Annotated in this window: 9 protein-coding genes; 5 read left to right on the top strand and 4 right to left on the bottom strand. The window is 47.1% G+C overall.

From position 1 onward, the window contains the following. Positions 1-29 precede the first annotated feature (29 nt). The 3 genes from AC1HCU_RS00585 to AC1HCU_RS00575 are packed head-to-tail and all read left to right on the top strand — an operon-like array spanning position 30 to position 2496. Positions 30-971: a phosphoribosylaminoimidazolesuccinocarboxamide synthase gene (locus tag AC1HCU_RS00585; RefSeq protein ID WP_480367782.1), complete on the top strand. Its 942-nt coding sequence runs from the start codon at positions 30-32 to the stop codon at positions 969-971. Beyond that, a complete protein-coding gene (gene ubiE / locus AC1HCU_RS00580; RefSeq protein WP_480367779.1) occupies positions 968-1714 on the top strand; it encodes a bifunctional demethylmenaquinone methyltransferase/2-methoxy-6-polyprenyl-1,4-benzoquinol methylase UbiE in 747 nt (248 codons plus the stop codon). Before AC1HCU_RS00585 ends, ubiE begins: the two co-directional genes overlap by 4 nt. A 26-nt stretch (positions 1715-1740) precedes the next feature. Then, on the top strand, positions 1741-2496 hold the full coding sequence (locus AC1HCU_RS00575) for a shikimate dehydrogenase family protein (RefSeq protein ID WP_480370962.1): 756 nt from the start codon (positions 1741-1743) through the stop codon (positions 2494-2496). A 131-nt stretch (positions 2497-2627) separates the two neighbouring features. Here AC1HCU_RS00575 and AC1HCU_RS00570 read toward each other — a convergent pair whose 3' ends face one another. Beyond that, positions 2628-3272, bottom strand: a complete 645-nt coding sequence (locus AC1HCU_RS00570; protein ID WP_480367777.1) for a hypothetical protein — start codon at positions 3270-3272, stop codon at positions 2628-2630. A gap of 330 nt (positions 3273-3602) precedes the next feature. Between AC1HCU_RS00570 and AC1HCU_RS00565 the strand changes: the two genes are divergently transcribed. Further along, the gene (locus AC1HCU_RS00565) at positions 3603-6026 is read left to right on the top strand and encodes an ATP-binding protein (protein ID WP_480367774.1); all 2424 of its coding nucleotides are present in this window, start codon (positions 3603-3605) and stop codon (positions 6024-6026) included. Here AC1HCU_RS00565 and AC1HCU_RS00560 read toward each other — a convergent pair. Further along, positions 6021-7376, bottom strand: coding sequence for a sigma-54-dependent transcriptional regulator (locus AC1HCU_RS00560; protein WP_286850228.1), 1356 nt, complete (start codon positions 7374-7376; stop codon positions 6021-6023). The two genes, AC1HCU_RS00565 and AC1HCU_RS00560, sit on opposite strands and share 6 nt — an antisense overlap. 171 nt (positions 7377-7547) lie before the next feature. Here AC1HCU_RS00560 and AC1HCU_RS00555 point away from each other — a divergent pair, with 171 nt between their 5' ends. Beyond that, entirely contained in the window at positions 7548-8720 is a 1173-nt protein-coding gene (locus AC1HCU_RS00555) for a M24 family metallopeptidase (RefSeq protein ID WP_286850231.1), read from the top strand. Positions 8721-8832: 112 nt separating this feature from the next. Here AC1HCU_RS00555 and AC1HCU_RS00550 read toward each other — a convergent pair whose 3' ends face one another. Together AC1HCU_RS00550 and AC1HCU_RS00545 are read right to left on the bottom strand one after the other, a co-directional pair. Next, entirely contained in the window at positions 8833-11337 is a 2505-nt protein-coding gene (locus tag AC1HCU_RS00550) for a glutaminase family protein (protein WP_480367769.1), read from the bottom strand. Between the two features lie 91 nt (positions 11338-11428). Beyond that, the gene (locus AC1HCU_RS00545; protein WP_480367766.1) at positions 11429-13705 is read right to left on the bottom strand and encodes a GH92 family glycosyl hydrolase; all 2277 of its coding nucleotides are present in this window, start codon (positions 13703-13705) and stop codon (positions 11429-11431) included. Between the last annotated feature and the right edge of the window lie 18 nt (positions 13706-13723).

Below are 13723 nucleotides of genomic sequence, written 5' to 3'. Positions count from 1 at the left end.
GTTATCTAATTATCAAATTATCAAATCATATGGATGCATTGACAAGAACAGATTATCACTTTCCGGGACAGACCGGGGTCTATCATGGAAAAGTACGCGATGTATATAGCATAGGCGACAACCAGCTGGTCATGATCGCCACGGACAGGATTTCGGCATTCGATGTCATACTGCCGAAGGGAATCCCCTACAAGGGACAGGTACTCAACCAGATCGCCGCTAAATTCCTGGATGCCACAGCCGACATTGTACCCAACTGGAAAGAGGCGTCGCCCGACCCGATGGTCACCGTAGGCGTACGCTGTGAGCCCTACAAAGTGGAAATGGTCATTCGCGGTTATATTACCGGCAGTGCCTGGCGCGAATACAGGCAGGGAGCACGCACATTATGCGGTCTACCTCTTCCGGAAGGTCTGCGTGAAAACCAGAAGTTTGAAACGCCGCTGATCACTCCCACCACCAAGGCCGAGAAGGGACACGATGAAAACATCTCGAAAGAGGAGATCATTGCCCAGGGCCTGGTAAGCAGGGAAGAATATGAACAGCTGGAACAATATACCTATGCGCTGTTCAAGCGTGGTACCGAGATGGCCGCAGAGAAGGGTCTCATCCTGGTGGATACCAAGTATGAGTTCGGAAAAAAAGATGGTAAAATCTACCTTATCGATGAAATTCACACCCCCGATTCATCCCGGTATTTTTACAGCGATGAATATTCAGTACGCTTTGAAAAGGGGGAGGAACAAAAACAGCTATCGAAAGAATTTGTCCGCAAATGGTTGATGGAAAACGGATTCCAGGGACGGGAAGGGCAACAGGTGCCGGAGATGACTGATGCATATTGTAACAGCGTCTCCGACAGATACATCGAACTATATGAAAAGATTACAGGGGAAAAGTTTATAAAAGCAGACGCCGCCGATCTGGAAATGCGCATAGAGAAGCATGTAACCGATTATTTGAATAAATGAGCTACAAAGTTGAAAGGGTAAATCCGTATAACAACCATCAGCCTAAAAAGGAACAGGTTACCCGGATGTTTGATGAGATTGCGCCCAATTACGACAGGCTGAACGGCACCCTCTCGCTGGGAATCGATGGTTACTGGCGCAGGGACGCCCTCAGGGAACTGAAGAAGTACCATCCCCGAAATATCCTCGATATTGCTACCGGAACGGGCGATTTTGCTATTCTGGCCCGGCACATCCTACATCCGGAAAAAATTACAGCCATTGACATTTCAGATGGCATGATGGAGGTTGGTAAAAGAAAAGTAAAAGCGAGAGGACTCGGAGACATCATTTCTTTCGACAATCAGGACTGTTCGTCCATGTCGTTCCCCGATAACAGCTTTGACGCAGCCACGGCAGCCTTCGGCGTACGTAATTTTGAGAATATCGATATAAGTTTTCAGGAGGTGCTTCGCGTGCTGAAGCCGGGTGGTGTCTTCCTTTTCATTGAGTTGACATCTCCTGTAAAATCACCGGTGAAGGAACTCTTTACCGCATATACGAGGTATGTGATGCCTTTTCTTTCTGGTCTGTTTAATACCGAACAACGCGCCTACCGTTATCTTCCCGAATCAATTGCCGTCTTTCCGCAGGGAAGGGATATGATGCTGATTCTGAAAAAAAACGGATTTACGAATATCAGACTGAGAAGGTATTCCCTGGGGATTGCCACCTTGTATATTGCCGAGAAACCCGTCGATTGATACGATGATTTAACGATGTGAATAAGATGGATACCTATGGACTGATCGGATTCCCTTTGAAACACTCCTTTTCTGCGAAATTCTTCACGGAAAAATTCGAGCGGGAAAAGATTGATGCAGAATACCTTAATTTTGAAATTGAAGATGTGCATGAAATACGCCGGGTAATTCTCTTTCATCAGCATCTGAGGGGCATCAATGTGACCATACCCTACAAGGAAAAGATTATTCCCTTTCTGCAGGAAATATCTCCGGAAGCAGAAAAAATTGGTGCCGTCAATGTTATCCGGGTGGAAAGGAAACCGGGCGACATGTATTTTTACAGGATGACCGGCCATAATACCGATTATGTTGGTTTTCGTGATTCCCTCGCTCCGATGCTAAACCCGGCCATCCACAGAAAGGCCCTCGTTTTGGGTACTGGAGGAGCATCGAAGGCTGTGGTGCAGGCTTTGGACGATATGAATATCGACTGGCTTTATGTGTCACGCACCACTCCCGGGGAAAAAAGACTCACCTATGAAATGTTATCACAGGAAATATTATCGTCTTATCACCTTATCGTGAATGCCTCGCCTGTAGGGACCTTCCCGCACAGCGACACTTGTCCCGACATACCCTATCAATTTCTTACACCCGGCCATCTGCTATACGACCTGGTATATAACCCCGAAGAAACCCTGTTCCTTAAAAAAGGAAAGGAAAGGGGTGCCCTGATAAAAAACGGAAAGGAGATGCTGGAGATACAGGCCCGCGCTGCATGGAAAATTTGGAATCCCTGACCCTGCACTTCGTACAATAAAAAACGCCCTCCTACATATCACATGTAGAGAGGGCGATGAAAACTCCTTAGTTATTAATTGGTGTAGTGTTAACTAGGAAATATATAGAGGTGCGAAAGAGTAGTTTGTTCCTATAATAACATGGGAGCCTCTGTAGTATTTTGCGGAGCTGCTTCCGGAGTTATTTCCTTTCCTTCATCATCGAAATAAACGGTCTTTACCGACTGATCTTCCTTATCTGTTGCAGTAACCTTCGTTATTTTCTTCTCTGCATGATACTGCAACGCGTTAATGTCATATTTATCGATGAGCTTACGGACAGCCTGCTGTACTTTTTCATTCAGGTCTTCGAACTTGACGTTTGCGAATCCGTCTTCTTTTTGTTGCGTTGCCTCAAAGACTTCTACTGAAGGAGTTTCTTCCTGTCTGTTTTTTTCAGCGGCCTCGGCTTTATGTTGCGATGCCGGTACTTCGTTGCCTTCCGCATCGAGATAAACTTTCTTTGTGGATTGGTCATCTTTCTTAATCAGCATTACCTTCGTAAGCTGTTTGCTCGCATTAAACTTCAATGATTTGACATCATATTCGGCGCTTAGTGCATTAACAGATGCCTGTACTGCCGGACTCAGCGAGTCCAACTGCACTTCCACGTATCCATTATCGTCGTCCATTACTATATTAACTGCAGATACTTCATTGGCTGCATTGACCTGTTGCACACTTGCTGTTGTAATCACAGCTCCCATCAGAGCAATTGATAAAATAACTTTTTTCATAATGATAAACTTTAAATGATTTGCCATTGATTTTTTAATTCCATTCTTGACAATTCAACGAGTCATTGTCTGCAATCAATGTAACAGATTTCATGCCAAAGGAAGTTACATGGAACCAGAACAAACATCATTCACTTGTATTTCAAATATTTAATTAAAAACCGCCGACAAGGAGAAGTGAAAAAGAGTATGTGGAAATCGTGTGGAAGGGTGTAGAATCATTCCACACCCTTCTGGGGTATTTCCACATTTCAAATAAATTATCCGAAACAGCATATATGGTTGTATGTAAAATATATCCTTTATATTTGGATATAAAAAAGGAACCTCATGCGAATGGCACACTCACCGGAATATAAAATCAGAATCAAGATCGGGCTAATCCTCCTGGTAATACTCCTCTATTTCATAGGCCTGTTTGTTTATTCTTTTACATTAAAGAAGAAAATAGATATGCAGAAGCAGGAGATGGACAATGCTTATAAAGTGCTTTCATACAGCAATGATCTGATTATATCGGTTCAGGAAGCACAGGACGTGCTGAACAGATATCTGGTATCTCCTTCGGGGAGATATCAGCGGCAGTATGATTCCATTACCCGTGACATTTTCAGGCAGATCAGTTACATTAAAAGCATATCACTTGAAGGGAGGGAAGACATGCTTCTGGAAGACATTGATTCCCTGCTGCAGGAAAAAAACGGGATTGTACGCAGGCTTACCATTCAATTGAGGTCTCGTAATCCGATGGTGGAGATAGACAAGAAGATTGAACACTACGATGAAATTATTCAGGACTCCATAGTAGTCACCATGAACAAAGACACCACCATGGTGCCTGTTCCAAAAAAAGATTTCTGGGGACGCCTTAGGGATCTTTTCGATCCGCAAAAGACACCTGACTCCACTGTAACCATTGCTCGAACAGAACAGAGAGCCCTTTCCGTATCGCGCGTAGATACCACGTTGTATGCAGACCTGAAACAGGTCACACAAGAAGCATCAAAGACATATATTTCCCAAATGGCAGGCATAGAAAGAGAGGTCCGTGAGCTTGTTGTCGCGGAACAAAGCATCTCTTTAAAAATATCTAAACTGATCACGCAGTTTTACAATGCAGCTATTGAGACAACACGCATGGGTACTGACAATAGCGAGATGTTAAGCCGGAGAACCATTACTTTTGCACTCTTGGTGGGGGCCATTTCCATTATTTTGATCCTGATTATTGTCTTCCTGATTATTGACGACCTGAATAAAGGACAAAGGGCACGGGTTGATCTTGCACGGGAAAAACAAATCACTGAAGAACTGATAAGCAGTCGTCACAAATTATTGCTTTCTGTATCTCATGATATAAAAACACCGCTCAGTTCCATGATGGGTTACATGGAGATGTGGGCTTCGGAAGAGTTACCCGTCAATATAAAAAGACAACTACAGTCTGCCAGAAATTCAGGATTGCATATTTTGAGCATGCTTGCCAATCTGCTTGAGTTTTCGCGCATGGAAAGCAACAAGAGCGCCCTGCATTTCAGTCGTTTTAATTTAATTGAACTGATGGAAGATGTTATAGGCATGTTTCGTCCTTTCACCAATGAAAAAGGACTTGTCGTAAACTTTGAAAATCATCTGGATACCCCCTTTTACACAGTGACGGATTATACAATGCTCAAACAGATACTCATCAATGTGATATCAAACGCGGTAAAATATACTCCGAAGGGAACAATATCAATCAGACTGGAGCAGGATACATATCTTATTTTTACTGTCTCCGACAGCGGAATAGGCATTGACAAAGAGGACATCGAACAGATTTTCAAACCTTTTTCCCGATTAAAGAACCGTTTAAAGACAGAAGGTAACGGATTCGGGTTGTATGTTACAAGGGGACTTGTCGATTCCCTGAAGGGAGAGATTTCTCTCATCTCCGAAAAAGGAAAAGGCACTACCGTCACCATCCGTCTACCTGTTACTCAGATAAAATATAACACTGAAATGGATCAGTCTTCGGAAGGGGTCGTAAGTGGCACACCGCCTGAAAAGATTCTGCTGTTTGAAGACGACACCTCACTGGGAAACATGCTCAGGGAATATCTCACCGGGAATGGTTTTAAGGTAAAGCTCTGCAGTAACGCAAGTGACGTAAAAGGTTTTATCCGGCTCATTTCATCTTTCGATATCGTGTTCACCGACATGCAGATGGGAGAAATAACGGGGCTTGACATCCTGCAGCTAATCCGGGAAAAAAATGATCATATACCCGTATGGCTGATGACCGCATATGATGAATACACATCTGAGCTGGCATTGCAATATGGATTTAACGGACTTATAACCAAGCCGGTATCCATAAATCAACTCCTTGTGATACTCACAGGGAAAAAGGTGCACACACGGGACGGAGCCACGCTTTCCGGCCGGTTTCCGCAGCTGGCAGCCATGTTTAACGAGGACACAGAGGCCATAAAAGATATACTTTCAGGTTTTGTACAAACCTCACACAAAGATCTGGATGAATTAAAGGAATTGATAAGGCGTGACCGGTTTAAGGAAGCCCGGCAGTTATGTCACCGTATTCACCCCTTTTACGGCCAGCTTAACGCCGGTCATCTTTGTGACGCATTACGCAAGATGGACAAGTTTCCGGGAGATGGTGAAAAGGAGTGGCCGGAATGGAAGGAAGAGCTTCTGGAGACAATTGGCAAGCTCGAGTCATTTCGTGAGACCATCCGGAGAGATTTCTTATAGCCCTATGCCATAAAGGTGAATCTTGTTGTAAAGTGTCTTCCGGTCGATCTGCAGCAACATGGCGGCTTTTGTCTTGTTACCTTTTACACGTTCCAGGGCTTCAATGATCTTTTCTTTTTCCTGATCCGGTTCACGTAAAAGGGATATGTCTCCTTTTATGTCATTGCCTGTTTTTTTTTCGGTTAAAACGGGCAAGCTCTCCCCGGTGATTGTATCACCAACTGAAAAAAGCACTGAACGGCGGATTACATTACGGAGTTCACGCAAGTTTCCGGGCCAGCTGTAATTTTCAAGTTTCATACATGCTTCGGCAGAAATGGAAACGACGTGCCTGTCGAGTTCTTTATTTGCTTCCTCCCGAAAATGGTTGGCATAGCGTTGCACGTCAGATACACAGGCCCTCAGTGGAGGCACCTGTATTATAAATTCATTGAGGCGGTGATAAAGATCTTCCCTGAAGCGCCCTTCGGCAATGGCTTTTTCCAGGTCCTCATTGGTAGCGGTGATAATGCGTACATCCACATCGATATCTGAGGAGGTACCCACAGGCCTTATTTTTTTCTCCTGCAACGAACGAAGCATCTGCATCTGAACACCGTAGGGCAGGTTTCCCACTTCATCGAGAAAAAGCGTTCCGCCACAGGCTTCGGCAAAAAAGCCGGTTTTGTTTTCAATTGCAGAGGTAAATGATCCTTTCTTGTGCCCAAACAGCTCGCTTGGCGCCAGTTCCAGGGAGAGGCTTCCGCAATCTACGGCAATGAAAGGCCCCGAGGCGCGGTTACTCCTTTCATGAATCATCCTGGCTACACTTTCTTTTCCCGTACCGCTTTCCCCTATGACCATCACAGCCATTTGCGTGGGTGCTACCAGGTTGATATGGGCATACATCTGTACAGAAAGAGGGCTGCGGCCAAATACAATACTCCTGGAACTGTCAGGCGGGATTTGTGAATTCGTTTTCCTGGTCTTTGAAGATTTATCCGTTCTGGCTGTCTCGAAAACATCTTTTATTTTTTGATTAAGCAGAGAGGGATTAATCGGTTTTTCGAGATAGTCGAAGGCTCCCAGTTTAATGGCAGAGACAGCCGTCTGCACGTCCCCATAGCCGGTCATGATGATCACGGGAATATCTGTTCCTTTCTCTTTTAACCAGCTAAGCAACATGATGCCATCACCATCGGGCAGGCGCAGATCAGACAAGATCAGTTCATACTCCGACTTGGACAGCGTTTCGCGTGCCGTAGTCATACCTGAGCACAACGTTGCCATGTATCCGTTTCTCTCAAACCATTTCACCAACATGGTTCCAAAAGATCGGTCATCTTCTACTATGAGTATCCTTCCGTTCACCGGTCTACATATTGCGACGGCATAAAGATAGGTTTTTTTTTATACAGCTACTCACATTGACGATTGGTAACGTTTTATTGGACTGATTAAGTTTTTTTTTGAACTGTCTTCATCCTGGAGCAATACAAGATGGAAAGAATATTGTATATTTGAACTGATTAAACCCTCTTCATGAGCAAACTTCCAAAAACAGAAACAGACAAACGGTTGCAAAAGCTGCAACAACTGTTGTCTACTATGCAGGCCGAGAGCTGCCTTATCACCTCACAGGTAAACAAATACTGGCTTACCGGATTCATTTTTGATGGTTATATCCTGGTATATGCCCAGAGCGACCCGCTGCTGTTTGTAAGGCGTCCCGCCGGGTTGTGTGGAAATAATATTTTTATGATCCGTAAGCCTGAACAGATACCCGGCCTGCTTCGTGAAGCGGGCTTCAGGGTTCCCGGACAGGTTTTATTGGAAAGTGACACGATCACGCTCAGCGCAGCGCTCCGCTTACAGGCAGCGCTGGAGATGCCGGAGATCAAGAATATCTCTGCCGCGATCAGGGAAATAAGATCGGTCAAGTCAGCATACGAACTGGATCAGATTCGCGAAAGCGCAGCCATTCATGCAAAAGTGTATGAATTGATCCCCTCCCTCTACCACAAAGGGATGACCGACCTGGCGCTGCAGATAGAAATTGAACGGCAGATGCGCCTGCACGGATCAATGGGTATCTTCCGCTCTTTCGGTGAGAACATGGACATCTTTATGGGAAGCATGCTCGCGGGTGACAATGCGCAGGTTGCCTCACCCTACGATTATGCCCTGGGTGGTGCAGGCATCACCCCATTGCTTCCCCTGGGGGCCAGTGGTACACTACTCGCACCCGGAACCACCCTGATGGTGGATATGGCGGGAAACTACCGTCCCTGCATGGACGATATGACCCGTACTTTTGTGATTGAGCATGCCCCTGATATTGCTTATCGGGCACATCAGGTATCGCTTGACATTTTACACACCATTGAGGCGACCGCAAAGGCAGGCGTTCCCTGTGCAGTGCTCTGGCACATCGCCGAAAAGATCGTCAAAGAGAATAAACTGGAGGCATATTTCATGGGTACCGCACAACAGGCCAAATTTGTGGGTCATGGCGTGGGGCTGGAGATCAATGAGCCTCCCGTGCTCACCCCCCGCTCAAACGAGGTTCTGGAGGCCGGCATGGCCATTGCAATCGAGCCCAAGTTCGTATTACCGGGCATTGGTGCCGCAGGTATCGAAAACACCTATATCGTGCACGACGACCGACTGGAGAAGGTTACTCTTTGTGAAGAATCTCTTATCATTTTATCATAATACATGCGAGGGGCAAAACCTGCAAAATAGAAAAAGAAACCGGGTCTACCCAAGACTAAAGAGCTGGAGTAAACCCGGATTCGATTCCGTGAGGGAAGAACTAACCTGGGATCTATTTCTTCAATGTCTTGATAAAAAAACCTCCCACTACCGATCGGGCCTGGAAGCCTATCTGATTGGCGTTGGTGGTTTCATACCAGTCGGATAGCGGTACCCTGTCCGTTGTCTCTGTCACGTACGCGTATAGCGGATCAATAAACCGGCGAAATGTATCGTCATCGTCGGCCATCGTAGCCGTCCACACAATCCAGTCGGCTTTCGTATATGTCATTCTGTTGTCAAGAGGAAGGCCGTACCGGTTTTGTTTGGTGAGGTAATATGCAATTTCTTTTTCAACAATCTCGTCGGGGAAGATATCCAGCTCCAGCAGTTCATCCCATACCAGGTTATATTTTTGGCTCCAGGTGTCGGGCTTATCAAACGTAAGGCGATAATGGTTCCCATCGTCGGCCATCTTCGTCCACTCCTGTGCCATCTCCCTGGCAGCAGCGGTATATTTCTCAGCCACGTCGGTTTTACCAAGCATCCCTGCCAGACGGCCATATCCGGCAATGCCCATGATCGCCTTTACTGATAGATTCGCATTGTGTGCGAAGTGCCCTGCAAAGTCATCGGTACAGAGCTGGTTCTCGGGATCAAGTCCTTTCTCGAGCAGATAGTCGGCCCAGGTGGTCAACACCTGCCAGTGTTTTGCAGCGTAATCAGCATTCTTTTCTATGTGCGCAATGGCAGTAACAAGAATCAGCATGTTGCCGCTCTCCTCAATTGGCATATCTCCGCCATAGGTTTGCCCGTTGGCCAGGGGATATGTACCCACATCGTGAGCTGCAAATGGCCTGGTCCACTTGCCGCTTTCAGAGTAATAGAAGATGGGATTCATCATTCCCTTGAGCAGCTCCGGATTGTATTTTAGATAAAGCGGCGAGGAGGGAAAGGTTATGTCGACCGTGCCTATGGAGCCGTTACTGAAGTTTTCTTTCGAGAAGAACAGCGTTTCTCCCTCTGCACCTTTCACCAGTTTATGGGCGGCGACCGACTGCCGATAGGCCAGCTGGGAGATACGGGCATAATTCTCACCTCCAGCCTGAAGAAGGTCGTTGTATACCTTGTTGTCCCACCGGTCACATCGTTCCATAACCGACTCATGAGTGGCTACAGCATCGGCAAGCACCTCTTCAAACGTTGTTTCACCCCCGTTTGTCCACCATGCCTTCAGATTCTCTCCGAAATACTGGATGGATTCAATATCATCATAGCCGAGCATGACAAATCCCCTGACCGGCCTGGCAGCTATTTGTCCAAGCTTGTCGACTGTAGCCAGTACCGGCATCGATTCTGTCATCAGGGCTGTGAAACGTTCAGCATCATGCGGTAGTTTACCATCCGACCTGAATGCCTCTTTCAGGGCGAAATAATCTCCAATAGCCACCGTCCTGTTTTCTTCCTCGGCCGCAGCCAGATAAAAATATCCCCAGTCGATCCTGACATTGTCACCCTTGCGTTGCAGAACTGGTTGCGCAGTGGTACCGGTGCGCGCAAAAGTCACCTCTCCGCTTCTGCCGGTAATCAGCTCCACCTCCTGATTCAGTTCGTGCACAGCCCATTCGGGTGTTGCCTCAAAATAAATTTCCACTTCATGCTGCTTCCCATTATTGGATACTACCTCATAGTTGATATAATTGACCGGACGGGAAAGCAGGTTCAGGTCGTCCATCATAAGTGGTGAAACAAATTCAACCATCAGGTCCACGGGGCCGCAGGTAAAGTGGTATTTTGTTTGTGTGGCAGTAATTTTCACTTCATTCTGTACTGCTGTCTGCGCGAAGAAATCCTGCCGGTCGCTCTCTTTGAATATTCCAAAATCCACGTAGGCCAGTCCTCCCCTGTCGAGACACCAGGCTGCGATAACATTTTCACCTTCGGCATTTAGTAAATCCTTGTCTATTTCCACTATCTGATCGCTTTTTGCCCTGTTGCCGGTATCGATGACAGGAATACCATTCAAATAAAGCAGAAAATCATCGTCGTGCGAATAGCCCAGAAATAGTTTTTCACCTTCAGCCGTCTCGGGCATGGAAAAAGTGCGCCGTATCCATATCTCGTCGGTCTCCCAAGGTGTGGAGGTCTCCCCGCTGCCAGGAGTGCCGAAGGCTCCTTTGCCGTTTTTCCAGGAGGAATCATCGAAACCGGGCTGTTCCCAACCTTCTGCAGGAGCGGTATGCACATATTTTCCCTCCCACGCGTCGAACTTGGCTGTAGGAATCACCGGTTGCAGGGGAATATCCTCTTTTCCGAGAAACCGGTAAGTTTCGCCGTTCACGCGCAATACCCCTGTAAGCGATTGATTTCTTCCGGTCCAGTGTTTTACGGGAGCGTCAAAGAGTTGATCAGTTGTGGACCACGCGCTGAAATAGGGATCCACGGTGATGAGCGGATAAGCGGGTGCCCGGAAGGAAGATCCTGCCTCCTCTTCAAAGCCGGGGCCTGGAGACTGGCAATTCTGACACAACAAGCCCATGGCTATAAGGACAATACAAATAGATACAAATGGTTTCATATATATATTTTTATGGGTGTGGCATTTATTTTCCACCTCACCCCTGTTAATTAATTGGTTTCTTTTCATACACCATCATGTAAAAAATGATTTAATCGTATGAGAAGGAATAAGGAAGATCCTTCTCTCCCGTTCCCCTCTCTTTATTGGGTTGGGGACTCATCATAAACATAACCTCGCCGCCCTTCATCAGATCGTCATGGTGCAGGTAGTTTCGGGTATATTTTTTACCGCCTCGCTTCATTTCCCGGATATAGCGATTTTCCGGTCCATTGTCTCTGGCCTTTATTTTCAGCAACTTCCCGTTCTCCAAATCGATCTCCACAGAACGAAAGAGAGGAGATCCGAGTATATATTCATTACTACCCGGACATACAGGATAGAACCCTAATGCGGAAAAAACATACCAGGCCGATGTCTGGCCGTTGTCTTCATCACCGCAGTAACCATCGGGCGTAGCCGAATAGAGTCTGTCCATGATCTCACGTGACCAGTATTGTGCCTTCCAGGGCTCACCCGCATAGTTATAGAGGTAAACCATATGTTGAATGGGCTGGTTTCCATGCGCATACTGTCCCATGTCCATCACCTGCATTTCCCTCATTTCGTGAATCATGGAGCGGCTCTTCAGCCCCTCCGACCCGGGAATGAGAAATACGGAATCAAGCATTTCAGTGAAAATCTTTCTACCCCCCATCAGGTCGATCAATCCCTGGGGGTCATGAAAAACGGACCAGGAGTAGTGCCAGCTGTTGCCTTCGGTGAAATCGCGACTCCAGGCAGCCGGATCGAATTCTGCCGAGAAGGAGCCGTCGTCGGCACGACCCGCCATCAGCTTATGTTCCGGATTAAAGAGGTTTTTGTAGTTCATCGCCCGTTCACCAAAGATGGCAATCTCGGACTCCGGCTTGCCCAGGGCTTTTCCGAAGCTGTAGATGCTCCAGTCGTTATAGGCGTATTCCAGTGTACGGGCCACATTCTGGCTGATTCCCACGTTATTGGGGATATAACCATACTTGTTATACTCAACATAGCCGGTACGTCCCGATGCAGGTACTGTGGGGTGTACGCTGTTCGCACCATGCTTGAGTGCTTCCCAGAGTGTTTCGGTGTCATACCCCCGCAGCCCTTTTATATAGGCGTCGGCGACAACCGAGGCAGAATTGTTTCCCACCATGATATTCCGGTGGCCGGGGCTGGCCCATTCGGGAAGAAAGCCGCTCTCTTTATACGCATTGACCAATCCCTCCTGCATCTTCAGGTTCTCGGAGGGATAAACAAAATTAAGAAAGGGAAATAAGCTCCTGAACGTGTCCCAGAAGCCGGTGTCGGTGAACATGTAGCCGGGAAGCACCTTCCCGTTGTATGGACTGTAGTGATAGATATTTCCATCTGCATCGATCTCCGAGAGGTTCCGGGGGAAGAGCACCGTGCGATAGAGGTTCGAATAAAAGGTACGTATGTTGTCGATGTTGTCATCCTCCACCCTGATCCTGCCAAGCACATCATTCCAGCGTGCTTCGCCCCTCTTCATGATTCCATCGAAAGAGTCGTCTCCCAGTTCGCGCAGGTTCAGCAACGCCTGCGCCTCACTGATGAAGGAGGAGGCCACATATGCATGCACCTGTTCATTATTGGTTGTTTGAAAACCTATTACCGCCCCGGCATGATTCCCGGTATAAGTTGTCTCTTTTTCCGTAATGGTACCCTCTTTTACAGCACCATACCGGGTGAAGGGCTTATCGAAACGGATCACAAAATAGTTCCTGAAGTTATCGGGCACACCGCCCCTGTTACGGGTAGTGTATCCGGTAATCATCTGTTTTTCAGGAATGATTCGCACATGGGAACCTTTATCAAAAGCATCAACGATGATGAAAGAGCTGTCGCTTTCCGGGAAGGTGAACCGGAACATGGCAGCCCGTTCTGTAGGGGTAATCTCGGTTGTCACGTCATGATCGGCCAGATATACTCTGTAATAATGAGGTTTTGCCACTTCAGCCTTGTGAGAGAACCAGCTGGCTCTCTCCTCTTCGTCGAAGAGAGGCTTCCCCGTGACAGGCATAAGTGAGAACTGGCCGTAGTCGTTCATCCACGGGCTGGGCTGGTGGGTCTGTTTGAATCCCCTGATCTTGTCGGCGTGGTAGGTGTACATCCATCCGTCACCCATCTTACCGGTTTGGGGTGACCAGAAGTTCATTCCCCAGGGCAGTGCGATGGCCGGATAAGTGTTCCCCGTGGAGAGTTCAAATTTTGAATCTGTACCCACCAGTGTATTGACATAGTCCACCGGTGCGGAGGGGCGGGCATTCAGGGTAATGATGATCCCCAAAAAGTAAAGGAATCCCGTCAAATCAATTTTCTTCATTGTTGTTCAGTTTATCTG

The organism is Proteiniphilum sp. LBM24028, assembly GCF_056629195.1.
This window is presented reverse-complemented; position numbering and strand designations above follow the sequence as displayed.